Origin of the sequence: uncultured Pontibacter sp. (genome assembly GCF_947502515.1) — a bacterium.
In the GTDB taxonomy this organism is placed as follows: Bacteria; Bacteroidota; Bacteroidia; order Cytophagales; family Hymenobacteraceae; genus Pontibacter.
The window spans coordinates 277,902-302,104 of the sequence record NZ_CANNAI010000001.1 but is presented as its reverse complement, the minus strand read 5'-3'; the positions used below and the strand labels follow the sequence as shown (position 1 = coordinate 302,104).

Genomic DNA, 24,203 nt, shown 5'->3' with positions numbered 1-24,203 from the left:
ATGCCAACAGGAGGACAGGGATTACTTAAGGAGAGAGTGGTGCAGCCTAGCAGCCGTCGCCAGACAACCAGCGTGTTTGGCAACCTGGACTGGTTCACCGTGCTGATTTACTTTGTACTGGTTGCGCTAGGCTGGATGAATATCTATGCTGTGGTATACAGCCCCGACAACGTAGTGAACATCTTCAGCTTCGACATCAATTCGGGTAGGCAGCTAACGTTTATTGCCACTGGTGTGATTCTGATGATTGTGCTGCTCGTAGTCGATTATAAGGTATACGAGCACCTGGCTTTTCCCATTTATGGCGGCATTATACTCCTGCTGCTCTTTACGCTGGCAGTAGCCAACCCTGTAGCAGGTTCACGCTCCTGGCTAGATTTGGGAGGCGGTTTTCGCCTGCAACCTGCCGAGCTAGCTAAGTTTGCAACGGCCCTGGCCATTTCAAAATATCTGAGTCAAGTGAGTTTGCGTCAGCAGAAGATGAAAGACCAGATGATACTGGCGGCCATCACTTTTCTGCCAGCGGTTATCATCATCCTGCAAAACGAAACAGGCTCCGCCCTGGTGTTCGGCGCTTTTATATTAGCTTTCTTCCGCGAAGGCATGTCGCCGCTGATTCTTATTATTGGCGGCTCAGCTGCAGCTATTTTTATCCTTACGCTGCTTGTGCCTAAGCTGTACTTGCTAATTGGCATTGCCGCGCTCATGGGTCTGGCTATGTTCCTGGATTATCGTCTGATGCGCCGCTTCAAAACTATGATCGCGCTTTTTGTGCTGGTGATAGGTATGGTTTTCAGCGTAGACTATTTCGTAAATGACGTACTGCAGCCACACCAGCAAAACCGTATCAAAGCGCTGATCAACCCGGAGGCTGACCCATTGGGCTATGGCTGGAACGTGACACAATCCAAGATCGCAATCGGCTCTGGCGGTTTCTGGGGCAAGGGCTTTCTGGAGGGTACGCAGACCAAATTTGACTTCGTACCCGAGCAGAGTACTGACTTTATCTTCTGCACTATTGGTGAAGAGCATGGCTGGGTGGGAAGCACCATCCTGATAGCGCTTTTTCTGCTGCTCATGATGCGAATCGTGTACATTGCCGAGCGGCAGAAGTCCGTCTTTGGCCGCACCTATGGCTATTGCGTGGTATCAGTCATCTTCTTCCACTTTGTCATCAACGTGGGCATGACCATCGGTCTGGCGCCAGTAGTAGGTATACCGCTACCGTTCTTCAGCTACGGAGGTTCATCTTTGTGGTCGTTTACCATCCTGCTCTTTATCCTGCTGGCTATTGACGCAAACAGAAACAGGGAGTTGGTGCGATAAGGTATAGCTTTCTTTTTTAGATCAAAATTTACAAGCCCGTGCAGAAGCAAACCTTCTGCACGGGCTTCCTGTTTTATCCAACTATTTAACCAGAAGGACAGTACACTTTCGAAAAACAAGGCATACTCCCGAAGCACTTCTACCCCTAATACTTTGGTCCTTGGAAAAAGGCTGTTCACTAAATTGCTGTCGGCTGAAATAGCTTACTAAAAGCATATAACGTTAACATGTAGTAGTCCCCTCGCATACCAGTTACTGCAGCTAGAGACAAGTTAAAGCCAACTTTAAAACAGAACAAAATGCCTAAGTATGTAATTGAAAGAGAAGTTCCGGGCGCTGGTAATCTAACGCAGGAGCAGTTACAGTCCATTTCACAGACCTCCTGCGGTGTCCTGGATAATATGGGCCCCAAAATACAGTGGGTACACAGTTATGTGACGGATGACAAGATCTATTGTATTTACAATGCGCCAAACGAAGAAATGGTGCGGGAACACGCAAAGCAAGGTGGCTTCCCGGCAAACTCTGTAAAAAGAGTACATGCCATGATAGATCCAGTCACCGCGGAACAACCAGCTTAGTATACTTCAGGCCTGACTAGAGCTACTGTGACCCGCAAGTACAGGTATGGGCTGGCTGAGCGCTGGTAGCAGGTATAGCTTTGTCTTATCTGCTCAATAATACTTCAGGCGCTATACCTGATCTTAGAAGTATAAGTCGGCTTGCTAATAACCTGCCCGGTCTTGGGATTTATAAAACGCACTTTCCCCTGCCTCAGTAGCTGCTCATAAGCCTCCTTGTAGTTCTCGAGAATGTAATGGGTACCGATGCTGTGCATTTCGTGTACCTGCTGCACTGTGCGGTTACTATAATCTGTTGCCCGTCGAGAAAGGTCTTGCACTAAGTTAGCGATGGAGTACTTGTAATGCTCCTGAAACAGAGACATCTGTTGATGCTGTAGGTTAGCCCCAAATAGTGGCACGCCGTCTTCCTGATAGTCGCTATACCTTGTTAGCAGCTCTTTTATACCTATGTAAGCCTGTACCGACTTTACAACCAGCAACATGTAAAAATTCGTTTGCTTTTTTTCTGGCAGATTGATTCGGAAGCGCAGAGTGAAAGCGCCCTTGTTCCGGAAGATTTCTTCAAAGCTATTGAGTAAGTACTCTTCCCTCCTGTCAGCATTTCTGTTCTGCTTGTAGAAAGCCTTTATCTTCTCTAGTTTCTCCCCTAAGAGTTGGTGCCACACACTATCGGATTTGGCTTTTTTGACGCCACTATCCAGTAACTTTGGGTCGAACAGCATCATTACATCTGGCCCGGCAGCTTCAGCAGCACGCAACAACACCTGCTGCGACATACCTTCCACAATCGGATTCAGAAAGGCGAGAGTAGGCTGGGTTACCTCCAGGATTTGCTCCGGCAGCACTTCACTATCCACTTCAGGCAGTATGGCAGGGGAATGCACTAAGTCCTGGTAAAAAGGCAGTTGCCCTACCTTCTCCCTCAGTTCGGCTAATGCAGGCAGTTCAGCATCATAAAAGGTAGTCTTAGTGCCTCTATTCAGATCAGTTCGGGAGCCAGTGCTTTTGTATACCTGCCGCAGCAGTTGCAGCACAGCGGGCATTGGTTGGTTACTGTCCAGCACAGACTGCAAATCAATATAGCACAGCGGAAGGTCAGCCGTTTTCGTTTGCTGCAGCATGGCCGTTGACCATACTTCAAAAACACGCGGCAGCAACTCCGATTTTATTTCTGGAGCTGTACGCACTGTGTAAAAGAAGTCGCTGGGTGCTGCGCTCATAACTTGTATTATTAACTGCTGACAAATTTCTGATTTAACCTGTACGGAAGTGTTTCTTTAGGTATGCAAAAATAAGACTTCTCTATACAAAAAAAGTCCTCGCAACTATTGTTACAAGGACTCTTATACTTATGCTAGCTGCTGTTACCGAACTTCCATCGCAAACAACATTAAAAGTTTAGGCTGATTTATTCCTCTTCGTTACGAACGGACCTTTAGAATAGACTTTTGCTCCTGCTGCTTATCGAGCAACCAACCTAGTGCTTTAGCTTTATCTGTAAAAAGGGCAACTTCTATTTGAGAGCCAATCTTACCTTGAAGGATCGTTTCGCCTGCTAGTTCACCAAAAGAACCTGGACGCGCCACATGGGCTAAGTAGCGTATACCTGCTGCATAGGCACGTGGCAACCATTCTTTTGTTATCCAAGCGACAGAGTCGGCCCATGGACTCGAAAAATCTGTGTTGTCGTTTAGCCTATAAGCGCAATGTGTGCTCTCATGTAGCCCTAAACCCGCTACAACGGCATTTTTCAGGTCCTGCTGTGTCGCAGTGCCATACCATGTAGCTGTTACCACATTGGTCAACTCATTGTATTCTATCCTGTAGAACACTCGTCCAAATATATTTTTAACCTCTTTGTGCACTGTACAGGACAATAATTACTTAAAATTGACTTATATCTACGAAGGTAAGCAATAGAGTTAAACTGTGTGCTCTATTACTTTAAATCATAGTGCTATTTATACTGAAAAGCTATTCTTCTATTGCTCGGAACAAGCTAAACTACATATTGTTTTAAACTTCTGATAGAGCTTTTCTACCTGCGTACTCCACGCTGCATAACTACTTAACAGGCTTTACCCATTTATGCAAAGTTGTGCTAGTAAATGTAAGAGACTACAACGTATCCGGGGAGGGGGATGCTAGTGAAACCCTGAAACGACAAAGCCCACTCAAATACTATTTGAATGGGCTTTGTTGTGATAGCTACAGCTAACAAGATTTGTTTGTACCAGGAGCGGGAATCGAACCCGCACGAGCTTGCGCTCACAAGATTTTAAGTCTTGCGTGTCTACCAGTTCCACCATCCCGGCGCCTTCCGAAACGTTATTCGGAGGGGTGACTTTAAAAAACAAAGACGTTGCTTATCACAACGTCTTTATCAATTTGCCTTTTGAGCGGGAGACGAGGTTCGAACTCGCGACCTCGACCTTGGCAAGGTCGCGCTCTACCAACTGAGCTACTCCCGCTTTTAGTCATTCCCTAAACCCCTTAGCGATTTAGTGATACAAAGATATAGACAAAATTTCAGAAGTCAAGAGGCAGCAATAAAATTTTCTATCACTTTTCCTTTTTGTGCTGATTTTCAGCGAGAAAATTTTCTAAAAATCTTTAGCCACTGCCCGGCTATACCTGTTAGCGTACCACTTCGCCTTTATCTTTTAACAACAATTTGAGCTCATTGAGTTTCAAAAGAGCCTCTACAGGCGTGATCGTGTTAATATCGAGCTGCTCCATCAGCTCTTTCACACGCTGCAGTTGCGGGTCCTGCAGCTCAAACATGCTGAGTTGGTAGTTGTTTTTAGGAGCTGACTTCATCCGCTGCTTCGGCGCGTGCTCTGATACTTTTTCTTTCTCAAGGTGGTGCATGATCTCGTCGGCACGCAGTACCACGCTGTTCGGCATACCGGCCATCTGGGCCACATGTATACCAAAGCTGTGCTCGCTGCCTCCTTCCACCAGTTTGCGCATGAAGAGGATCTTACCTCCCGCCTCTTTCACCGACACATTGAAGTTCTTCACGCGCGTGAAGTCCTCGGCCAATTGGTTTAGTTCGTGGTAGTGTGTCGCAAAAAGTGTCTTGGCCCGGAACTTCGGGTGGTTGTGCAGGTGCTCTACAATGGCCCAAGCAATCGAAATGCCATCGTAGGTGCTTGTGCCGCGCCCAATCTCGTCCATCAGCACCAAGCTGCGGTCCGAGAGGTTATTCAGAATGCTTGCCGTCTCGGTCATCTCCACCATAAAGGTCGATTCACCCTTCGAGAGGTTATCCGAAGCGCCCACACGGGTAAAGATCTTGTCGATGATGCCGATACTGGCTGCCTCGGCCGGCACAAAACAGCCAATCTGGGCCATCAGCACAATCAGGGCCGTCTGGCGTAACAGGGCACTCTTACCTGCCATGTTCGGACCCGTGATGATAATAACCTGCTGCTCTTCGTTATCGAGGTAGATGTCATTTGGCACGTACTCCTCCCCTAGCGGTAATTGCTTTTCTATTACCGGGTGGCGTCCTTTTTTGATGTCGAGCACATGACTGTCGCTTACTTCGGGCTTTACATAGTTTCCGGCAACAGCTATACCTGCAAAGGCGCTCAAGCAGTCGATCACGGCAATCACTTTGGCGTTTTGTTGAATCTGCCCAACATAGTCCATGGCCTGCAGCACTAGCTCGTTGAACAAGCCAAACTCGATGGTATAGATACGCTCCTCTGCGTTGAGAATTTTCTCTTCGTAGGTTTTGAGTTCCTCGGTGATGTAGCGCTCGGCGTTCACCAGCGTCTGCTTGCGGATCCAGCTGGCCGGCACCTTGTCTTTGTGCGCGTGCGTCACCTCCAGATAGTAGCCAAATACCTTGTTATAGGCGATTTTGAGCGAGCTGATGCCTGTGTTCTTCACCTCTCTCTGTTGCAGCTGAGCCAGATAGTCTTTCCCTGAGAAGGCTATTTTGCGCAGTTCGTCCAGTTCCTCGTTCACGCCATCGTTGATCATGTTCCCCTGATTGGTGAGCATCGGCGCATCGGGCTTGAGCACATTCTTAATCTCTTCACGCAGGCCATCGCACGGTGCCAGTTGATCTGCTAGTTTTACAAGCGCAGGTATACCGCTGGCAGCCAGCATTTTCTTGATCGGCTGAATCGCGTCCAAAGCTTTCGCCAATTGCATGAGCTCCCGTGGGTTCACGCGGCGCACGGCTACCTTGGAGATGAGTCGCTCGAGGTCGTTGATTTGCTTCAGGTGCAGGTATAGCTCGTCGAGCAACTCATTGTGCTGGGTCAAGGCCTCTACCGTGTCGAGGCGGCGCTTGATCTGAACTACGTCCTTCAGCGGCAGCACCACCCATTTTTTGAGCAAGCGGGCACCCATCGGCGTCGTGGTCTGGTCGAGGATCTGGATCAATGGAACGCCGTCCTGATTCTGCGGGTAAACCAGCTCGAGGTTGCGCACCGTGAAGCGGTCAAGCCATACATACTTGTCTTCCTCTAGGCGGGAAATAGTAGCGATGTGGCTGATTTCGTTGTGATGTGTTTCGGATAGGTAATGCAGGATAGCACCTGCCGACGTAATCGCCTCCTGCATACCTTCTATACCGAAGCCTTTGAGTGAAGTCGTACTAAAATGTCGCGTCAAGGACTCGTAAGCAAAATCGTAGCTGAACACCCACTCCTCGAGGGCATAATATCTAAAGTCGGGGCCGTAGCTCTGAAAGAAGGTTTCCTTTTCGCGCTTGCAGAAAAGCACCTCCGCCGGGGCCAGACTCTGCAGCAATTTCCCCACATAGTTCTTGTCGCCCTGCGCCGTGATAAATTCGCCGGTCGAGATATCCAGAAAAGAAACACCAGCCTCGGTCTTACCAAAATGCACAGCCGCTAAGTAATTGTTGCTGCGCTTTTCGAGCACCTGGTCATTGAAGGAAACGCCGGGTGTTACCAGCTCGGTCACACCGCGCTTCACAATACCTTTTACCGATTTCGGGTCCTCCAATTGGTCGCAAATGGCAACGCGTTCGCCGGCACGCACCAGTTTGGGCAGGTAGGTGTCGAGGGAGTGGTGCGGGAAGCCGGCCAGCGCCGTCTCAGAGCTTGAGCCGGCACCGCGTTTGGTGAGCACGATATCCAATATCTTGCTTGCCCTCACAGCGTCCTCGCCGAAGGTTTCGTAAAAGTCCCCTACCCTGAATAGCAGCAGCGCGCCCGGATGCTTCGCCTTAATGGCGTTGTATTGTTTCATCAGTGGGGTTACTGTGCCGTTGTCTCCTCCTTTCATACCTGTATATCTTTGATGGGAAGCATCTTCCCGGTTAATCTTATTATGTAATGGCGCGAGCGTCCTCGCTCGTGTCTACTATGGTGGGGCCTCTGGCCCAGTGTATGGTATAGCAACAGTTGTCGCTGCATCGTTTGCAATTTAGCAGGTATAGCTACTGTGCTATTGCATAGCTGGCTTTTGCCTTAGCCAGGCGGGCCCTACTTTTTTCCTTGATGAAAAAAGTAAGCAAAAAAAATCAAGACGCTCCAAACTCGCTGAACGCTCAAACAGTGGAGCGCCGAAAAACGCACATGGCACTGCTGCTCGTTTCATAGCCAGCGTGCGAGTTAGTCTTGCCATACCCGCCAGCGATGTGTAACAGTTATTACAATGCTAAGCAGTGTCAAGGAATCCCCTATTGAGGGGGGGGGCAGGGGTGGGTAAATCCTGATCCCTATTTGATTTCTCCCCTAACCGCCGGACCTTTGCACCGAAGCATGGCAAATGCTATACCTGCGCAGAATTCCTGCGTCCTGTGTCTGATATCTTGAGTCCTTAAAAAATGCGCAAACTTTCCATGGACGACCTCAACCGCGACTCGGTTGAAGAATTCAAAAATAAGAAAAAAATACCGTTAGTCTTGGTGCTCGACAATGTGCGCAGCCTCAATAATGTGGGCTCTGTTTTCCGTACCGCTGACTCTTTTATGGTCGAGAAGGTATACCTCTGTGGTATTACCGGCACGCCGCCCCACCGCGACATCGAGAAAACGGCCCTCGGCGCTACTGAATCCGTGGAGTGGGAGCATGTGCCGGATACATTGGAGCTGGTGAAGCAACTAAAAGCCCAGGGGTATAAGGTTGGCTCTGTGGAGCAAGCGGAGAACAGCATGAAACTGAACGAGTTTATACCTGAACCACATCAACATTATGCTCTGGTGCTTGGTAACGAAGTATTTGGCGTGGAACAGGAAGTCATCAACCATTCTGACTTTGTGCTCGAAATACCGCAGTTTGGTACTAAGCACTCACTCAACATCTCAGTCGCCACAGGTGTGGTGGTATGGGATTTCCTGAGTAAGGTGATGCCAAAGTAGCCAATATACGATCCCTGCCCTCTCAAACTACAGAGGGCAAGGGTTTTACTATTTTGCCTAACCAAATAAAGTTTTAACAACAATTTTAAAAAATTCTTCAGACCCACAAACACCTAACTGCCAGTCTATTAAAGAACAAACTTCCAAAAAATTGCACTAATCCTGCTCCTTCCTCCCGGAAATCTGCCTCACTGATTAAACCTTTGCCTTTCCCGCCTGTCCTACCTGTGGCTAATAGTTGAAGCCGGGGCGAACTGTGATCTTCTCAGATGGAAAGGAATGGCCAGCCCCGGCACAATTTCCTACACTACCCTATCGCTTCCCACCCTGAAGCAACTCAGCGCTTTCTTGACATATCCGTATCTAAAATTATGAGAACCTACGTTTTACCATTACTCTTTTTAACATTTCTATACCTTAGCGCTCCACCTGACCTGCAGGCGCAGGACCAACCCACTCAAAATACCAGCACCCGCGGCAAAGTATCCGGCACTGTACAGGATGCCGACTCTAAAGCTCCGCTGGGCTTCGCCAACATTGTACTCCTGACTGCTCGCGACTCCAGCCTGGTAACCGGCGCCACTTCCGATATAGAAGGCAAGTTCGAGCTCGACCGTGTACCGCAGGGGCAGTTCATCCTCCGCATTTCCTCTGTAGGCTACCCGACCCGCTTTATCCCGAACATCAGGATAACTGATACTGACAGCAACATCAGACTGGGCGCTATACCTGTAAAAGGTGGCGCTACGCAGCTCAAAGAGGTGCAGATCGTGACCGAAAGGCCCATGGTGGAATTTCAGCTTGACAAAAAAGTTGTGAACATGGAGCAGAACATAGCGGCGCAAGGCGGTAGCGTGGCCGATGCCATGCAAAACGTGCCCTCTGTGGATGTGGACCTAGACGGCAATGTGAGTCTGCGGGGAAGCTCCAACGTGACCATACTGGTAGACGGCAAACGTACGGCTCTGTCCAACCTGACCCTTGACCAGATTCCGGCCAGTATGATCGAGAGCGTGGAGCTGATCACCAATCCATCATCCAAGTATGACCCGGAAGGCACATCTGGTGTGATCAACCTAATCCTGAAGAAGAATATGAAGCCCGGTTTCAATGGCACTGCTACCGTGAATGTGGGTACTTACGAAAACTACAACAGCTCCCTCAACCTGAACTACCGCCATTACAAGTGGAATTTCAACGGCGGCTACGATTTCCGCAGAAGCTATCGTCCCGGTGTGCGCCGTTCTTTCCTGACTAACCTGGAGGAGGGCACTTTCCGTGAAGACCTGGGCACTAACCGCCGAACCGATATTTCGCACAGCTTCCGATTTGGGGCCGACTATAGCATCAATCCCAAAAACACCATCTCGGCATCTGCCCTATACCGCACCGGCGACGAGCGGGGCTTTAACAGCATCTTGAACCGCAACCTGGATGGTGAGATGAACCTGACGCGTCTGAACCTGCGCGAGACACGCGGCACTGAGGATGACGGTGTGATGGATTATAACCTTGGCTACCGGCGCACCTTCGATCAGAAAGGCCGCGAGTGGACTGCCGACGTGATTTACACGGAGCGATTCAGTGACGAGGTGGATAATATCATGCAGCGGTTAACACTCGAAAACGGACAGCCTGTCGACCGTATGAACCAACAGCGGGTCTCTTCTGATGATAATACCCGCCGCATCGTAACGCAGTCTGATTATGTGCACCCGATCAACGAAAACAGTCGCTTTGAGGCTGGTTACCGTAGTAGTTTCCAGCTGCTCGACAACGACAACAAGTTCTTTAATTACGACCCTGAAACCAACCAGTGGCTGGTGAACGACAATGTGACCAATCGCTTTGTGTACGATGAGCAGGTACATGCCCTTTACAGCAACTACAGCAATAAGATCAAAGACATTAGCTTCCAGGCGGGTTTGCGGGCAGAGCAGACCTTCACCAAATCAGACCAGCGTACACAGAACAGGGTGTTCGACAACCAGTATTTTAGCTTGTTCCCAAGTCTGTTTGTTACAAAAGAATTCAGCCGTGACAACACGGTACAGTTCAGCTACAGCCGTCGCATTAACAGACCACGGGCCTGGTCGCTTAACCCCTTCATCGACTACTCCGACACACTCAACATCCGTTCTGGCAACCCGGAGCTGTTGCCTGAATTCATTAACTCTTATGAACTTGGCTATATCAAGTACTGGGACAACACCTCCTTTAACACCACTGTGTTTTATCGTCGCACAAACGACCAGATCCAGCGTTTCCGCACTTTTGATCCGGCTTCTGGCGTAACGTCCACTACCTTCCTTAATCTTGCCAGCGGTTCATCCTATGGTGTGGAACTGGTCGGAACGTATAATCCATTTAAGTGGTGGAAGATCAATGCCAGCGTATCGGGCTTCAGGGTAGAACTGAATGATGCGGGCGGAGATACCGAGCTCAGCAATGACCAGTGGACCTGGAACTCCAAACTTAACTCCAACATGACCGTCTGGAAAGACCTGGCCATACAGGTATCGGCGAACTACCGTGCTCCAATGGCTGATATACAGGGCCAGATGCAGGAAATGTATGCGGTAGACCTGGGCCTGAAAAAAGACGTGCTCAACAAGAAAGGTACCATCACACTGCGCATTTCTGACATATTCGACACCCGCGAGTTTAACTTTGAGAGCTTCGGGCCAGGCTTTGAGCAGACGCACAACAACAAGCGCCAGACGCGCATTGCCTTTATCGGCTTTACCTATCGCCTCAACAGCGAAGACAGCAACCGCGAACGCCGTCGGCAGCGCGATGAGCAAGGAGGCGGTGACGACGGATTTGATTATTAACAGCGATGGATAGGCAAACGTTGGCCGGGGAGTAATCTCCGGCTTTTTTTATGCACACTTCCTTACTCGTACCCAGGCAATGCAGGCAGGTATACCTTCTTTCATGACTTCTCCGTACCTTAAGCCGAAACCAAACCAAACATAATGACTGCTCCTGCCCGACTGCCTATCATTGACTTACACTGCGACCTGCTGGTATACCTGTCGGATGTGCCCGGTTCGGCCATTGACAACGTAGCTGAGATCGGTTGTGCCCTACCCGCCCTTACGCAAGGCAATGTCCGCTTACAAACCATGGCCATCTACTGCTCCACCGCTCCGGGCAGTACCCATTATGCCCACTTGCAAGCCGAGATATTCAGAAAGCTGGCAGAAGACGATAAAAGCTGCCTGACTGCTGTTTCAGACCCAGGCACTCTGCACCAGGTGCTGTCCGGCCAAGGCAACATCGGCATGGTGGCAGCCATTGAGAATGCCTCCGGTTTTTGTGAAGAAGATGAACCACTGGAAGATGGTTTTAAGAAACTAGAGAAGATCATCGACACCGTAGGCCGCCTGCTTTACATTAGCTTTACGCATCACATGGGCAACCGCTTTGGGGGCGGCAACATGACGGACAGGGGTATTTCCCGCGATGGCAAAATGCTGCTCGACTACCTGCATGGACGCCGCATAGCCGTAGACCTTTCCCACACCAGCGACGCCCTGGCTTTCGACATCCTAGAGCACATCGACCGGGAGCGGCTTGCTATACCTGTTATCGCCAGTCACTCCAACTTTAGACCGGTATGGGTACACAATCGCAACCTGCCCGACGAGTTGGCACAGGAGATTATTCATCGCAGGGGGCTGATCGGCATGAACTTCCTGCGTGCTTTTGTGAACGACGGGAAGCCTGACGCACTAATAGAGCACATCCTGTATGGTTTTGGGAAGGGTGCCGAAGATGTTATCAGTTTCGGTGCCGACTATTTCTATACCGCTGATTTTCCGGATCCAACGCGTGTCCCTTTTTATTTTCCGGAGCACGAACAGGCAGGTACCAGTTACAGCTTTTTGCTGGAGCGGCTGCAAAACCACCTTTCCGAAGAACAGTTGGCCAAGCTTGCCTATAAAAACGCACAGAATTTCATCAACCGAATCTGGTCCTGATTCGTGCTTTTGTCCAATAGAATGACAGCACCCAATAACGCTTTTTCAGCAAAAAACTTGTGCTGAAAATAATATTTATTATATTTAAAGTGGACTATATAGAGACTGTTTAAAACAAGTCATTCTTTGTTATAACATACTTCTGTATTTCAGGTCTGTCACCTTATAAAATGCTGTTATGAAATTCATTGGACTTTTTCTCCTTCTTGCCGGGCTGGTTTCGCTCGTTATTGGTTTCACAGGCGCCAATCTGCTGGCTTTGGACTGGGTAAACCAGTGGGGCGAGGGCATTGGTTGGGCTATCCGGGCAGGCATTACGGCGCTTGGTGGGGTATTGTACTATATTTACCGACACGAAGATTAGGGCCATTCGCTTATTTTCTATATAGAAACTTTGCCATGTGCAAACAAACTGCGTATACGCAAATACTGTACACCAAAAGCCGAATCAGCCATGGACTCTCCGCAGTACACACCTTACTACATCCAGATCAATGAGCTCTATATTGATACAGTCGTAATAGACGATACAGAGTTCATCACCTTGTGGTGTTTTACTGTGCTCGATGATGAGTACAAATTTATTTACCTGGGTTGCGATTTCACACAATTCAACCAGATCCTGATCGGCGCCGGCGAGAAAGGCAAGGAGATTGCCCTGCATATGGCCAACGTGCTCAACAGCGAACATGACTCCCCTACCCTGGTACCCATAAAAGAGCAGTTTGACGACTACTTGGAGCTAACCGGCTTTGACCTGGTAGTGTACGAACCACTGGCTGTGGACGATGAATTCGAAGACGAGTATGACGACGACGACGACCTGCCACTGGAGCAACTGCTGGGTGGCGGAAGCAAGCGCTCTGACAATACCTCGCAGAAGTATTTGATCTACCAGTTGGACAAGCTATATCCTTCCAAGATCTTCGAGCCAGAAAAGCTGCAGCGCGAAAATATGACGGAGCAGTTTGAGGACGACTCACTGGAGTTGGCACAGCTCTACTACGATTACCTGAATGCCTCCGAAAACGGTTATTCTGAGTGTGAAGCCAGGCAGGTGGCAGGCCTGGAAAAAGACCTGTTCTTCCGGATGGCCCGAAAAGCTGCCGATCTCTGGAGCTAAGCCTGTCTGCTATACCTATCTGACACTGTCATACTGTGCGGCCAGTTGCAGGCGCGCCCGCAATTGTAGCTGCATTTCATTGACCCAGTTCCGGATCTCCTCTTCTTCTGCTTTTAACAACATTTCTCTGTAGTGGTCCAGCTGCGATCGCTGCGAAGCATACACATACGCCTGATAGTGTTCGTCAAACTCAGCACCGGTCAACTTCCCAAATTCTTCTAATGTAGCCCTGTCAGCTGAACCCAGCGAATCGGGCAAACTCGTGTGCAAACCTTCTGCTTTGGCAACTTGCTGCAATTGCTTCATCGCATCACCATAAAAGGCCAGCATTTCTGCGCTCAGGGCCTTGACCTCTTCGGATTGGGCACGTTCGGTGGCTAGGAGGGCCAGCTCAGACTGCAACATCGTGGTGCTGGCGGCATAGTCTATAAAGGCGGCGCTGCGGCTCATCTCTTTTACAACCGGAGGCGTGGTAGTTTTGGCCTGGTCAGTACTGGGGCTGTCGCCACAGGCAATCATCAGCAAAAATAAAAGCCCGCAGGCAAGGGTGAGCAGTTTATCGTTGAGCATAAGTAAGGGGCCGTCAGGTAGTTGAATAGCTATACCGTATGCCCGGCATCACAAGTTATGCCATCTGCTCAAAAACACTTAAAAGTACAGCAATCCCTTATCAGGTTTAAAACCGGTACGACTTCCGGACCAGTGTCAGGTTGCTTTCGCGGCCCTGCTCCGGTATCACATGCGCGGGCATCGGCTGCCGCACCAGTTGCTGGGGCAGACCAATACTCACATCATACAGGTATAGCTGCAGGCTGCTGCTTTGCTTCAGACGCACTTCCAGCTCAACCTCTTTAGTGTCGGGCAGTCCGTGCACCTTGGCAAAGTATACCGATCCCTGTTCTGTTTCCATGGGCCCGAGGGCAAGCGCTTCCCCATTGATCGCAGCTCCCAGCATAGCGTCTTGTTCGGAGGGCTGCAGCACCAGGTCCAGATGAGCCGCCCCACGCGGAGACTGTAGCCGGATGGTCAGCACACGTTCGCCAGGGGCTATCCCTTCGTTCACCAGACTCGCTACCGGCACCTGCACAGGTATAGGCTCTGCCTCGTTTTTCAAATACTGCCTTGCAGCCATCGGGTATATTTCGGTCAAAGCTCCTGTGGTTGGGCTAGGGAAAAACTGCCGGTTCCAGTCATCGGTGCGCTGGTAAGCCGAGGCCCAGACGGCTACACTATCGTCGGTGTTGAGGTAGTAGCTCACATGGCTGTGCAGCGGTTGCTCAGGGCTTGGCTTCTCGGCTTCAATGGCCCGGAACAGTTGTATACCTCCTGCAAAAAGCAAAAAGGCAGGCAAGAGCGGCAGCGTACGCCAGCCGAAGCTGCGCTCGATGGTGACCAGCAAAGGCATAGCCAGGCCGGCAAGCAAGAGCAACGTGGCTACCGTAGCGACAGGCATCTGTAAGGCAAATACCACAAACAGGAAGCGCACCAGCGGCATCAGCATAAAAACAGCGGGCACTATACCTGCCAGCAGCACCAGTGCATAAGACCAGCCGACGGGCTGTTGGTGCAGGTCTTTCAGGAAAAGCACCAGCATAGCCAACAAGCAGAAAAGCAGCGGAAACATGAACAGATAAGCCGCAGCCGGTACCAGCAGCAGGGCTGCCACCATCAGGGCAAACCAGAGCAGGCAGACGCCCGTGGCCAAAGCAAACACCGACGCCCAGCGCAACAGCAGGCAGCTCAGCAGCAGCATCAACCCAAGCGCCAGCAGCAGGTAGCCCATAAAGAAACTTCCGGCGCCGTATACCCCATTCATATCATGGCTGTAAGGCAGCATGCCTTTTACAAAGCCGGTGATGGGGAATGTCAGTCCCGCCACGATGCCGACCACCAGCAGGAAACCGACAAGGCCTCCGATCAACTGCACCGCCGAAAAAGCTTTTCTGCGAATACCCACCACGATGCATGCCAGCAGCAGCATTGTCGTGAGTGCCGCCCACAGCAGGTTCCATACGGCCGGATACTGCACCAGCCAACTGCCTGCCGGGTTAAAGAAAATCTTGTCCTGCGCCTTGGTGTTATCGAGCGACACATTGCCCAGGTGCCGCACCAGCGCCAGCATATTGCTGCCGTGGTGCTGCAGACTGTTTCGGTCCAGGTTTTCGGGTGAGTCGGTCATTTTGTGGTAGTGCACAAAGCCGTCGATGAAAGCGGAGTTTACCCCCGTATACCCGGCATCTCTGAATACGGTGAAGTCAGTGTTGTTGGGCAGATTGCGGTATACCTCATACATCATGGAGCTGGCAAAAGGGTATGGTGCCGACTCAGCAAACTGCTCCACGATCCAGCCGTTTTCGGGGCTTATCTCAAAGGTCATGCTCGGGCCTGCATTGCCACGTGCCTCTACGTTCACGACCACACTTACTTCCTTCGCCCAGGGATGCTTCAAAAAAGCCTTGGCCCCGTACAGGCCATACTCTTCGCCGTCAGTCATCAGAAAAATAACGTCGTGTTGCAGCGGTTCACCCATCTGCAGGGCACGGGCGGTCTCGAGCATGGCTGCTATACCTGCGCCATCGTCGCCGGCACCGGGGGTGTTGGGCTGCGAGTCATAGTGCGCCATCACCAGCACAGCTTCCCCGCCTGGTTGCGTTCCTTTTATTCTGCCTAGCAGGTTGTACACATAGCCCACATTGCTGGCATCGCCCACCGGATTCACGATCACCTGTTCCTGCACTTCAGGCTGAAGTCCCAGCATCTCCATTTGTTTCAGCAAGTACCGTCGCGCTTCCGCATGTCCCGGCGTACCCATGGCGTGCGGCTGGCTGGCCACTTTCCGAACGTGTGCCATAGCACGTTCCGCCGAAAAGTCAGTAGCTGGAGCATCAGCCGACAAAGCTTCAGGTGGGCTCATCAGACTAATACTGTATACACTCAACCCTACAAGGGCTACCAGTAGGAACAAAGAAACGAGATAAGGTCTTTTAGACATAGCCAGGTATAGGGTGGTTCTATACGGTTAATATAGCAAATTCCTATATACATTGTATTTATACCTGCCAGCGCCTCCAATTGCTTGGGCACCGCACACCAGCAAGTACAAAAACTCAATCTTCCAGATGCCTCGCACGAACTAAAGATGCTGCACAAAGCCGGAGTGTTCTGGAAAACAAAAGCCCCACCAGTATACCTGGTGGGGCTTGCGATAATAGCTAATTGTTTAACCTTAGCGGGAAGGATCACCCTCGGGCAGCACCTCGTTTTGGCGCAGGTGCACCGGAGTGGTCTTCTTGCGTAGCTTCATGTTGAGCATCTCCACCATCAGCGAGAAGAACATCGCAAAGTAGATGTAGCCTTTCGGGATATGTTGGTGCAGCGCTTCCACTACCAGCATAAAGCCGATGAGAAGCAGGAAAGAAAGCGCCAGCATTTTCACAGTCGGGTGCTTGTTCACGAAGTCGCTCACGTACTTGGCGAATACTAGCATGATAATCATGGCAATGATCACGGCAACCACCATCACGACAATCTCCTGCGCCAGGCCCACCGCCGTCAGGATGGAGTCGAATGAGAACACGATATCGATGAGGATGATCTGCACGAGCACTTTGCCCATGGTCATGGAGCCCTCTCCCACATTGTGTCCCTCTTCGGTGCCCTCAAGCTTGTTGTGAATCTCGGTCACGGACTTGGCCAGCAAGAACAGACCTCCCGCAAACAGGATAATGTCGCGCCACGACACCGGGAAATCCTCGTTGGTAAATGGCAGGTTGATCGAGAAAAGCGGGTTGCTGGCACTTACGATTGCTGCGATAAACATCAGCAAAATAATGCGGAAAACCAGCGCCAGCATAATACCGATGTTGCGCCCCTTGGCCTGTTGCTCCTTGGGTAGCCGCGCCACAATAATGGAGATGAACACGATGTTGTCGATGCCGAGCACCACCTCCATAAAGGTCAGCGTCAGCAGACTGATCCAGGTATCCGGATTAGCGAATATGTCAAACATAAGATATAAGGTGAGTGAGGTGAGGGTATTACGACTTCATATTGACATACTGAAGCGGCATACCAATTTCTTCGGCGTTTGTACGCAGAAGCGCGATTACTTGCTGCAAGTCATCGATTTTTTTGCCTGTCACCCGAATGGTTTCATCCATCATGGCAGCCGATACTTTCGCCTTGCTGTCTTTGATGAGCTTCATGATCTTCTTGGAAGTCTCTTTGTCGATGCCGGCTTTCACTTTGATGTCCTTCTTCACCATGGCGCCGGATGCGTAGGGCTCTTTGGAGAAATCGAGGGCAGTGGCGTCGAGGCCCTGCTTTACCATTTTGCCGATAAGCACGTCTTCGGTATGCTGCAGGCGCATGTCGTTTTCCATGCTGATGTGCACTTCATTGTTCTTCTTGTCGAATTCGAGCGAGCCTTTGGTGTCGCGGAAGTCATAGCGGTTCATGATCTCCTTGCGGGCCACGTTCACCGCATTGTCCATCGTCTGCGGATCTACTTTGCTGATGATATCAAAAGATGCCATAGTTTTTAGGTTAGGTAACAGAAATAAGTTTTACACGATTTATAACCCACAAAGTTATTTATCTGATTGTTGATTGCTAATTGTTGCTTGTTTTTATTGAAGTGGTTTAATGATTGAATTTCTAATTGATGATTGTTGGCCAGTAAATTGTTGTTCGTTGATTGGTAATTGCTGGTGACTGGTTGCTAAATTGCCTCACTGAACCGTCTACAGATCTTTATTGGCAATCTGTCTCTAACGATGCAGTCAAAAGCCTCTCTTGAGAGGACAGGGCAGTATTTTTCATTCCACCCTATTAATAACCAGCAATCAACAAACAAATGAAAGTCATTGAGCCCACTACACCTGAGCAATTCAAACAGTATTACCAACTGCGTTACGACTCCCTGCGCAAGCCCTGGGACCAGCCTGAGGGCAGCGAACGTGCCGATGACGATGACCAGGCCATACATGCCATGTTGGTCGATGATACGGATGCGGCCGTGGGAGTCTGCCGTCTGCACCTGAACATGCCAGAGGAAGGGCAGATACGCTTCATGGGAGTGCGGGCCGACAAGCAGGGCCAGCGCCTCGGCGACCACTTGATCAGCTACCTCGAAGACCGCGCCCGAAAACTTGGAGCTACTTCCATGACGCTGCAGGCCCGCGAAAATGCCGTAAACTTTTACCGCCGCAACGGGTATGAAATAGTAGAAAAAACATACCTGTTGTTTGGCTCCATTCAGCACTATAAGATGACCAAGCAACTGTAAAACGTTGCGAAAATGACCTTCAATAAAAAGAATAAGCTCCTTCTCACCGCCGGAGCAGTCTTGTTAGGCACTATTATTATCAGCAGTTGCAGCAGCACAAATGCCCCACTCGAAACAGTGCCCGTAGTGGACCTGAAACGTTACATGGGCAAATGGTATGAAATCGCTTCTATACCTCAGCGCTTCACCAAAGGCTGCACCTGCACCACGGCCGACTATAAACTCAATGCCGACGAGGGTTATGTGGAGGTTTACAACTCCTGTCTGAAAGAGGGTAAGGTGAGTGATGTGAAAGGAAAAGCTTTTCCGGTGGAGGGCAGCAGTAACAGCAAACTCAGGGTACAGTTTTTCTGGCCCTTCAAAGGCGACTATTGGATACTGGAGCTCGATCCTGATTACAGGTATGTGATGGTAGGTGCACCTGACCGCGAAAGCCTCTGGTTCCTCTCCCGCACCCCCACCATGGACGAAGCCACTTATGCCAGGCTGAAGCAGTTAGCCAAGAGCAAAGGCTTTCCGGTGGAGCAGTTGCAGATGACCGAACAACGTTGCGCAGAATAGCGGCCAGTGTTAAAGCTGATAGTCGAGCGGCAGCATGTCACCTACTTTTTCCCATGACCAGTATCCTTCAAAAAGCACATCCAGCGGATTCAGGAAATTCCCAGCGGGTTCTACTCCTACCGTGTCTGCTTGCAAAGAGAAAACTGATGTCTGGAATGTAGGCTTACGGGCAGTGGCACCCTTGAGAAAATCAGAGGTGCTCCTGACGTAAGCAGGTTCTTCCTGCTCACCAGTATACACGACCTGCATAAACTGCTCAAAAGATAAACGGGCCTTGCCTTCAGCTAATGTCAGGTACTCGCTGTAAGGCACAGGATTCATGTCTAACTGCTCCACAAAACGTGGCAGCCGGGCCCGCCTCAGGATGTCGCTGATACTATCGGGAATAGTGGTTGTGTTACCGTTCGCTCGCAGGTGGGCACGGGCCTCTGCTATTTCTTCGTCTGTTGGCCTGTTAGGGTTAGGCAAGCGATAGAGGCGGCGCAGGTTAAAACCTTCTTGTTCCAGTCGCTTCTGCTGAAGTGCTCTGGCGAAGTGCATGGCAGAGCCACGGTAAGCCGCTTCTCTGTTCTTTTCCCATTTGCGCTGCTTGCCTTTGCTTCCCTGCATCAGTTCATAGCGCGGATACCCCTCAAATGTCACATACCCTTCTTTTGTCCGGTAGGTAAAGTCTGTCAGCAGGTACTCCACCTTGTACCCCAGCAAACTGTTCTCGATCAACAGCGGGCCACGGGCTGCTACCGATAGCACACCACTGCTATGATCAAAATCAATAGTCAGTACCTCCGGGTTTAAGAGCTTGCAGCCTTTAGCGATCCAGCTCCTGCCCAGAAAGTTTTCTTTGAACACCTCCAGGTTGTCGTACCACTGGGCATCTCGCTTGCCCTGCACTTCTACTACTCCGAGCATCTGGGCCTTGGGTGTCAGTTTAAAAAGGATGGCTGAAGGCATGCTATCGGTTGGCGCTGTGTATACCAGCGGTTCGTAGCCCAGGGATGAGACAATCACCTCGTAGGTGCCTGCCGGCATTGCAAGCGCAAACTCGCCCTTATCATTTGTTGTGGTGCCTCTGGTAGTAGTGTTCAGGTATACCGACACATACTCCAGGGGATCATTGGTAGCAGCATCCACTACGCGGCCTTTCAGCGTCTGGGCTTGCACTGCAATCGAAATCAAAAAGAACAGAGAGATCAGGAGCGTTTGTTTCATATATCTGAAACTACCAATATTTCCCCCAATAATCAAACCTATACCTGATCCGCACTCAGTAAGCCCGCCACATACCTGTGGTGTCCTCAGCGGCGGCTCCATCGGCAGGTATAGGTGACTCTTGCAGCATGGGGTCCTCTTCTTTATTAAAGCGGTCGGCGCTGAACATAAAGGACACGATGCCTAGCAGCAGTACAAAAACAAACGGAAATACCAGGTTACGATAAAAGAAATCACGCAATGGCTCGTGCAGCTTCCGGAATCGTTTCAGGTATAAGAAGAGCAATACGCCTACCAGTATGTAAAGCGGAACTACTGCATAGAAGATCACTTGCCAGCCATACCAGTTCTGGTAGCGGAAAATAAGCGCCAGCAGCCCTGTAACCAGCGAAAAGCTACTGAGTGCTCCCAGCAGGGCTAGCCATACGTTCGAAACTATGTAGAAAAATGAAAGGCCTACCTGCACCAGAAATAGCAATATCAGTACAGCCATGGCGAAAACAAACACAAAACTGCCGCCCGTCAGGCCTATAAACTTCATGGCAACACCTACCAAGGCCATACCCAACGCGACATAAAGCACCAGTGTGAAAGATCTGATAAAAGAGATGAGCTGGTAACGCACATCAGCTATCAGCGATCGTTTTTCGTGTCGAAGGGGACGATGGTCAAAGGTCATGGCAATCGTTTTAGTCCTGTTTACGCATTTCTTGCCGGCGCATCGGCATCTGGTCGATTATTTTGAACACCTCTTCCAGGGGCACCGCTGTCCGATTCCGGTATTTCTCCAGTCCATCTTTCCCCAGCAAAAGCAAGGTATAGCCATCCGCTTCTACCTCGAATTTCTTCAGCAGATCCTCCCGCATATTAGCTGCATTACCACCCGGTACCAACTCTAGCACCACTAGTTGCCGCTACGCCATGCATGTTTTTGCGGTTTAATTCTTTCTGCCTGATCAATTCCGCATTATTCTCTGATGCTGCAAAGAGCAGCAATAGCCGGTTTTCCCACTTGTAAGCCTCCAGATTCATTTCTTTTTTCTTTTGTGCCTGTGTCAAAAACGGGAGCAGAAATACCAGACAAAGTACAGTTATTTTCATCACTTGCTTTCCCATATTCTTTTCATACGAGTGTACCAGTAAGCAGGGTGTAACCCCAGTTAGTCGGTGAAATAGGCTAGCTCATCTAAAATAGAAGTATATTATGAATAGATTATATGAATCTAAAATAAAAGTCTATACCTTTGCGCCCTGATTTGACACCGCAACCACAACCACACAAAATAAAACCATGAAATTCAACACGTTAACTGCTTTAGCAGCCTTGCTACTGCTTTTACTTTTTAGTACCCCACTCACTGTGCTGGGTCAGCAACTCACCCAAACCATCCGGGGCAAAATCATCGACAAAGAGTCACAGGAACCTTTGATCGGAGCCACGGTGGCCATCCTCACCATCGACCCACCGATGGGCACAACTACTGATATAAACGGCACTTTCCGCCTCGACAAAGTACCAGTGGGACGCCATACCTTGCGAATCAGTTACCTGGGCTATGAGGAGCAGGTATTGCCTGAGTTGCTGCTCGGTTCGGGCAAGGAACTAGTGCTAAACATAGGTCTGAGCGAATCCTTCAGAAAACTGCAAGAAGTGGTGATTAGCGCCGAGCAGCAGAGCAAAGGAAACCCGCTCAACGAGATGGCCATGATCAGCTCGCGCTCCATTTCGGTGGAGGAGACCAAGCGCTACGCCGCCAGTGTGAACGACCCGGCCCGTGCCGCCCAGAACTATGCCGGCGTAGGCATCAGCCAGGATATGAGCAATGAGATCGTGGTGCGAGGCAACTCTCCACGCGGCGTGCTCTGGCGGGTGGAAGGTATAGAGGTGCCTAACCCGAGTCACTTTGCTGAAGAGGGTGCAGCCGGCGGTGCCGTGAGCATCCTGAGTGTGAACATGCTCGATAACTCTGACTTCAACACAGGCGCTTTCCCGGCGGAGTATGGCAATGCCCTTTCCGGTATATTCGACATCCGCTTGCGCAACGGCAACAACGAGAAACGTGAGTATGCGCTGCAGGCAGGTATACTAGGTATAGACTTTGCCGCCGAAGGTCCTTTTAAGGCCGGCTCCAAGGCCTCATACCTGGCCAACTACCGCTACTCGACATTGGCCATGCTGAACAAGATCGGTGTGAAAATATCAGGTGATGCCGTACCTGTTTTTCAGGATTTCTCCTTTAAGCTATACCTCCCTACATCTAAGGCAGGCTACCTCTCTTTCTGGGGGCTGGGCGGATTGAGTGAGCAGAATGTAAAGGCCGAACGTGACGCCGAGCTGTGGGAAGGCTATCTTGACCGCTTCGATGATCGCTTTCAGGCGCGTATGGCTTCTACAGGCATCAGCCACATCCTGTTTCTAGGCAAAGACGATTACATCGAATCTACGCTTTCTTTCTCCACGAGCGGTAATAAGGTATGGGTCGACTCGCTGTCAACTGACTACACGGCTATACCTTTCTACCGCCACGATTTTGCGCAGCAGGCTACCCGCTTCTCGTCACTTTACAACCGCAAGTTCAACAACCGCCATACCTTGCGCACCGGCTTTATCCTGAGCCAATTGGGTTATGATTCTTATGCAGGCGGGCGAAACATAGAGTACGAAGAAGGCGAGTTTGTGAACCAGCGCGGCAGCACACAAATGATGCAGGCCTTTGCGCAGTGGAAGTATCGCTTCACGGAGCAGCTCACCCTCAATACCGGTCTGCACAGCCTATATTTTGGGCTAAATGGCAATACCGTGGTGGAGCCGCGTATGGGCCTGAAGTACCAGGTAAATGCTGCTAAATCTTTCAGCGCTGCCTTTGGTTTGCACAGCCGCCACGATGCCCTTACGTCTTACTTTGCGCAGCAGCGCCAGCCCGACGGCAGCTATACCCAGCCAAACCGAAAACTGGGCTTTACCCGCGCCGCGCATTACGTGCTGGGTTATGACCAGATGTTGCGAGAAGACCTGCGCCTGAAAGTCGAGACTTATTACCAGCACCTTTTCAACGTGCCGGTGAGCGCGGCCGAAAACAGCACCTACTCTGCCCTGAACTATGAGCGTGGCATCAGCCGCGAAACCTTGGTGAACGAGGGCACCGGACGCAATTACGGCGTGGAGATGACACTGGAGAAATTCTTCACAAACAACTACTACTTCCTGCTCACCACCTCGCTCTACGACTCTAAATACACCACAATCAAAGGCATTGAGCGCGACACCCGTTTCAACGGCAACCACATCGTGAACCTGCTGGCTGGCAAGGAGTTCAAGGTAGGCAGCAACAAGCAAAATCTGATCGGGTTGAACGGCAAAGTGATGTGGGCGTGCGGCAACCGCTATACCCCGATCGACCTGGAGACATCGAAAGAGATGAAGTACGAGGTGCTGGATGTGGACAATCGTTTCGGAGTACAGACGCCCGATTACTTCCGCTCCGACATCCGGGTGAGCTATCGCAAAAACAGACCGAACGCCAGCTATATCCTGTCGCTTGACATCCAGAACTTCACCAACCGCCAGAACGTGTTTGGCGTGCAGTACGACCGCATAAAAGAAGAAGTCGTAACCCGCTACATGGTGGGCATGCTGCCGATTCTGAATTACAGAGTAGAGTTCTAGAAAACTCTATACCTAAAGTAAAACGCCACCTTCATAAACTGGAAGTGGCGTTTTACTTTAAGGGTAGAAATATATGTGGGGAACAGGTATAAGGTCTGTCGGTATTCTCTATAT

At 50.4% G+C, this 24,203-nt stretch carries 21 protein-coding genes and 2 tRNA genes; 10 read left to right on the top strand and 13 right to left on the bottom strand.

From position 1 onward, the window contains the following. Both rodA and Q1A54_RS01435 read left to right on the top strand, forming a co-directional pair. A complete protein-coding gene (gene rodA / locus Q1A54_RS01440; RefSeq protein ID WP_196120209.1) occupies nt 1-1,326 on the top strand; it encodes a rod shape-determining protein RodA in 1,326 nt (441 codons plus the stop codon). Between the two features lie 299 nt (nt 1,327-1,625). Beyond that, entirely contained in the window at nt 1,626-1,907 is a 282-nt protein-coding gene (locus tag Q1A54_RS01435) for a DUF4242 domain-containing protein (RefSeq protein WP_299984539.1), read from the top strand. Nucleotides 1,908-2,011: 104 nt separating this feature from the next. Here Q1A54_RS01435 and Q1A54_RS01430 read toward each other — a convergent pair whose 3' ends face one another. The 5 genes from Q1A54_RS01430 to mutS form a co-directional block, all read right to left on the bottom strand. Further along, on the bottom strand, nt 2,012-3,130 hold the full coding sequence (locus Q1A54_RS01430) for a hypothetical protein (RefSeq protein WP_299984537.1): 1,119 nt from the start codon (nt 3,128-3,130) through the stop codon (nt 2,012-2,014). Between the two features lie 201 nt (nt 3,131-3,331). Beyond that, entirely contained in the window at nt 3,332-3,742 is a 411-nt protein-coding gene (locus Q1A54_RS01425) for a hypothetical protein (RefSeq protein WP_196120213.1), read from the bottom strand. Nucleotides 3,743-4,141: 399 nt separating this feature from the next. Then, nucleotides 4,142-4,225 (bottom strand) — tRNA-Leu (locus Q1A54_RS01420). A gap of 83 nt (nt 4,226-4,308) precedes the next feature. Next, nucleotides 4,309-4,381: transfer RNA gene (locus Q1A54_RS01415), tRNA-Gly, on the bottom strand. A gap of 166 nt (nt 4,382-4,547) precedes the next feature. After that, entirely contained in the window at nt 4,548-7,178 is a 2,631-nt protein-coding gene (gene mutS / locus Q1A54_RS01410) for a DNA mismatch repair protein MutS (RefSeq protein WP_299984533.1), read from the bottom strand. A gap of 544 nt (nt 7,179-7,722) precedes the next feature. Between mutS and Q1A54_RS01405 the strand changes: the two genes are divergently transcribed. The 5 genes from Q1A54_RS01405 to Q1A54_RS01385 all read left to right on the top strand — a co-directional run bounded on the left by Q1A54_RS01405 (nt 7,723) and on the right by Q1A54_RS01385 (nt 13,365). After that, nucleotides 7,723-8,256, top strand: coding sequence for an RNA methyltransferase (locus tag Q1A54_RS01405; RefSeq protein WP_299984531.1), 534 nt, complete (start codon nt 7,723-7,725; stop codon nt 8,254-8,256). A gap of 371 nt (nt 8,257-8,627) precedes the next feature. Next, nucleotides 8,628-11,090, top strand: a complete 2,463-nt coding sequence (locus Q1A54_RS01400; protein WP_299984529.1) for an outer membrane beta-barrel family protein — start codon at nt 8,628-8,630, stop codon at nt 11,088-11,090. Nucleotides 11,091-11,234: 144 nt separating this feature from the next. Then, nucleotides 11,235-12,242, top strand: coding sequence for a membrane dipeptidase (locus Q1A54_RS01395; RefSeq protein ID WP_299984527.1), 1,008 nt, complete (start codon nt 11,235-11,237; stop codon nt 12,240-12,242). Nucleotides 12,243-12,420: 178 nt separating this feature from the next. Continuing rightward, a complete protein-coding gene (locus Q1A54_RS01390; RefSeq protein WP_007657379.1) occupies nt 12,421-12,606 on the top strand; it encodes a hypothetical protein in 186 nt (61 codons plus the stop codon). Nucleotides 12,607-12,696: 90 nt separating this feature from the next. After that, nucleotides 12,697-13,365, top strand: a complete 669-nt coding sequence (locus Q1A54_RS01385) for a hypothetical protein (RefSeq protein WP_196118790.1) — start codon at nt 12,697-12,699, stop codon at nt 13,363-13,365. A 15-nt stretch (nt 13,366-13,380) separates the two neighbouring features. On the opposite strand, the gene Q1A54_RS01380 is transcribed toward Q1A54_RS01385, so the two are convergent. From Q1A54_RS01380 to Q1A54_RS01365, 4 genes are all read right to left on the bottom strand, one after another. Continuing rightward, the gene (locus Q1A54_RS01380) at nt 13,381-13,935 is read right to left on the bottom strand and encodes a DUF4142 domain-containing protein (RefSeq protein WP_299984524.1); all 555 of its coding nucleotides are present in this window, start codon (nt 13,933-13,935) and stop codon (nt 13,381-13,383) included. A gap of 106 nt (nt 13,936-14,041) precedes the next feature. Beyond that, nucleotides 14,042-16,279, bottom strand: a complete 2,238-nt coding sequence (locus Q1A54_RS01375) for a M20/M25/M40 family metallo-hydrolase (RefSeq protein WP_299984522.1) — start codon at nt 16,277-16,279, stop codon at nt 14,042-14,044. A 312-nt stretch (nt 16,280-16,591) separates the two neighbouring features. Then, the gene (locus Q1A54_RS01370; RefSeq protein WP_196118796.1) at nt 16,592-17,374 is read right to left on the bottom strand and encodes a TerC family protein; all 783 of its coding nucleotides are present in this window, start codon (nt 17,372-17,374) and stop codon (nt 16,592-16,594) included. A 28-nt stretch (nt 17,375-17,402) separates the two neighbouring features. Next, nucleotides 17,403-17,900, bottom strand: a complete 498-nt coding sequence (locus Q1A54_RS01365; RefSeq protein WP_196118798.1) for a YajQ family cyclic di-GMP-binding protein — start codon at nt 17,898-17,900, stop codon at nt 17,403-17,405. A 320-nt stretch (nt 17,901-18,220) separates the two neighbouring features. On the opposite strand from Q1A54_RS01365, the gene Q1A54_RS01360 reads away from it, so the two are divergent. Together Q1A54_RS01360 and Q1A54_RS01355 are read left to right on the top strand one after the other, a co-directional pair. Continuing rightward, nucleotides 18,221-18,652: a GNAT family N-acetyltransferase gene (locus tag Q1A54_RS01360; RefSeq protein ID WP_299984518.1), complete on the top strand. Its 432-nt coding sequence runs from the start codon at nt 18,221-18,223 to the stop codon at nt 18,650-18,652. Nucleotides 18,653-18,664: 12 nt separating this feature from the next. Further along, nucleotides 18,665-19,213 (top strand): lipocalin family protein, encoded by a 549-nt coding sequence (locus Q1A54_RS01355; RefSeq protein WP_299984516.1) that lies wholly within the window; start codon nt 18,665-18,667, stop codon nt 19,211-19,213. A gap of 9 nt (nt 19,214-19,222) precedes the next feature. Here the strand turns inward: Q1A54_RS01355 and Q1A54_RS01350 are convergent, their stop codons facing one another. From Q1A54_RS01350 to Q1A54_RS01335, 4 genes are read right to left on the bottom strand one after another with little or no spacing between them, the layout of a single operon-like run. Next, complete coding sequence (locus Q1A54_RS01350) at nt 19,223-20,422, bottom strand: carboxypeptidase-like regulatory domain-containing protein (RefSeq protein WP_299984514.1); 1,200 nt, start codon at nt 20,420-20,422, stop codon at nt 19,223-19,225. Nucleotides 20,423-20,477: 55 nt separating this feature from the next. Continuing rightward, nucleotides 20,478-21,101 (bottom strand): hypothetical protein, encoded by a 624-nt coding sequence (locus tag Q1A54_RS01345; protein ID WP_299984512.1) that lies wholly within the window; start codon nt 21,099-21,101, stop codon nt 20,478-20,480. Between the two features lie 10 nt (nt 21,102-21,111). Beyond that, nucleotides 21,112-21,288: a DUF4174 domain-containing protein gene (locus Q1A54_RS01340; RefSeq protein ID WP_299984510.1), complete on the bottom strand. Its 177-nt coding sequence runs from the start codon at nt 21,286-21,288 to the stop codon at nt 21,112-21,114. A 10-nt stretch (nt 21,289-21,298) separates the two neighbouring features. Continuing rightward, nucleotides 21,299-21,538 (bottom strand): hypothetical protein, encoded by a 240-nt coding sequence (locus Q1A54_RS01335; protein ID WP_299984508.1) that lies wholly within the window; start codon nt 21,536-21,538, stop codon nt 21,299-21,301. 175 nt (nt 21,539-21,713) lie between these two features. Here Q1A54_RS01335 and Q1A54_RS01330 point away from each other — a divergent pair, with 175 nt between their 5' ends. Next, a complete protein-coding gene (locus Q1A54_RS01330) occupies nt 21,714-24,089 on the top strand; it encodes a TonB-dependent receptor (RefSeq protein WP_299984506.1) in 2,376 nt (791 codons plus the stop codon). Nucleotides 24,090-24,203 lie beyond the last annotated feature (114 nt).

Excerpts from the sequence above, each read along its gene's own strand:
- Q1A54_RS01345 (WP_299984512.1), bottom strand. The coding sequence starts at position 21,101 with ATGACCTTTGACCATCGTCCCCTTCGACACGAAAAACGATCGCTGATA.
- Q1A54_RS01355 (WP_299984516.1), top strand. The coding sequence starts at position 18,665 with ATGACCTTCAATAAAAAGAATAAGCTCCTTCTCACCGCCGGAGCAGTC.
- Q1A54_RS01370 (WP_196118796.1), bottom strand. The coding sequence starts at position 17,374 with ATGTTTGACATATTCGCTAATCCGGATACCTGGATCAGTCTGCTGACG.
- Q1A54_RS01335 (WP_299984508.1), bottom strand. The coding sequence starts at position 21,538 with ATGGGAAAGCAAGTGATGAAAATAACTGTACTTTGTCTGGTATTTCTG.
- Q1A54_RS01330 (WP_299984506.1), top strand. The coding sequence starts at position 21,714 with ATGAAATTCAACACGTTAACTGCTTTAGCAGCCTTGCTACTGCTTTTA.
- Q1A54_RS01435 (WP_299984539.1), top strand. The coding sequence starts at position 1,626 with ATGCCTAAGTATGTAATTGAAAGAGAAGTTCCGGGCGCTGGTAATCTA.
- Q1A54_RS01365 (WP_196118798.1), bottom strand. The coding sequence starts at position 17,900 with ATGGCATCTTTTGATATCATCAGCAAAGTAGATCCGCAGACGATGGAC.
- Q1A54_RS01430 (WP_299984537.1), bottom strand. The coding sequence starts at position 3,130 with ATGAGCGCAGCACCCAGCGACTTCTTTTACACAGTGCGTACAGCTCCA.
- rodA (WP_196120209.1), top strand. The coding sequence starts at position 1 with ATGCCAACAGGAGGACAGGGATTACTTAAGGAGAGAGTGGTGCAGCCT.
- Q1A54_RS01385 (WP_196118790.1), top strand. The coding sequence starts at position 12,697 with ATGGACTCTCCGCAGTACACACCTTACTACATCCAGATCAATGAGCTC.
- Q1A54_RS01340 (WP_299984510.1), bottom strand. The coding sequence starts at position 21,288 with ATGCGGGAGGATCTGCTGAAGAAATTCGAGGTAGAAGCGGATGGCTAT.
- Q1A54_RS01380 (WP_299984524.1), bottom strand. The coding sequence starts at position 13,935 with ATGCTCAACGATAAACTGCTCACCCTTGCCTGCGGGCTTTTATTTTTG.
- Q1A54_RS01375 (WP_299984522.1), bottom strand. The coding sequence starts at position 16,279 with ATGAGCCCACCTGAAGCTTTGTCGGCTGATGCTCCAGCTACTGACTTT.
- Q1A54_RS01405 (WP_299984531.1), top strand. The coding sequence starts at position 7,723 with ATGCGCAAACTTTCCATGGACGACCTCAACCGCGACTCGGTTGAAGAA.
- Q1A54_RS01400 (WP_299984529.1), top strand. The coding sequence starts at position 8,628 with ATGAGAACCTACGTTTTACCATTACTCTTTTTAACATTTCTATACCTT.
- Q1A54_RS01350 (WP_299984514.1), bottom strand. The coding sequence starts at position 20,422 with ATGAAACAAACGCTCCTGATCTCTCTGTTCTTTTTGATTTCGATTGCA.
- Q1A54_RS01395 (WP_299984527.1), top strand. The coding sequence starts at position 11,235 with ATGACTGCTCCTGCCCGACTGCCTATCATTGACTTACACTGCGACCTG.
- mutS (WP_299984533.1), bottom strand. The coding sequence starts at position 7,178 with ATGAAAGGAGGAGACAACGGCACAGTAACCCCACTGATGAAACAATAC.
- Q1A54_RS01360 (WP_299984518.1), top strand. The coding sequence starts at position 18,221 with ATGAAAGTCATTGAGCCCACTACACCTGAGCAATTCAAACAGTATTAC.
- Q1A54_RS01390 (WP_007657379.1), top strand. The coding sequence starts at position 12,421 with ATGAAATTCATTGGACTTTTTCTCCTTCTTGCCGGGCTGGTTTCGCTC.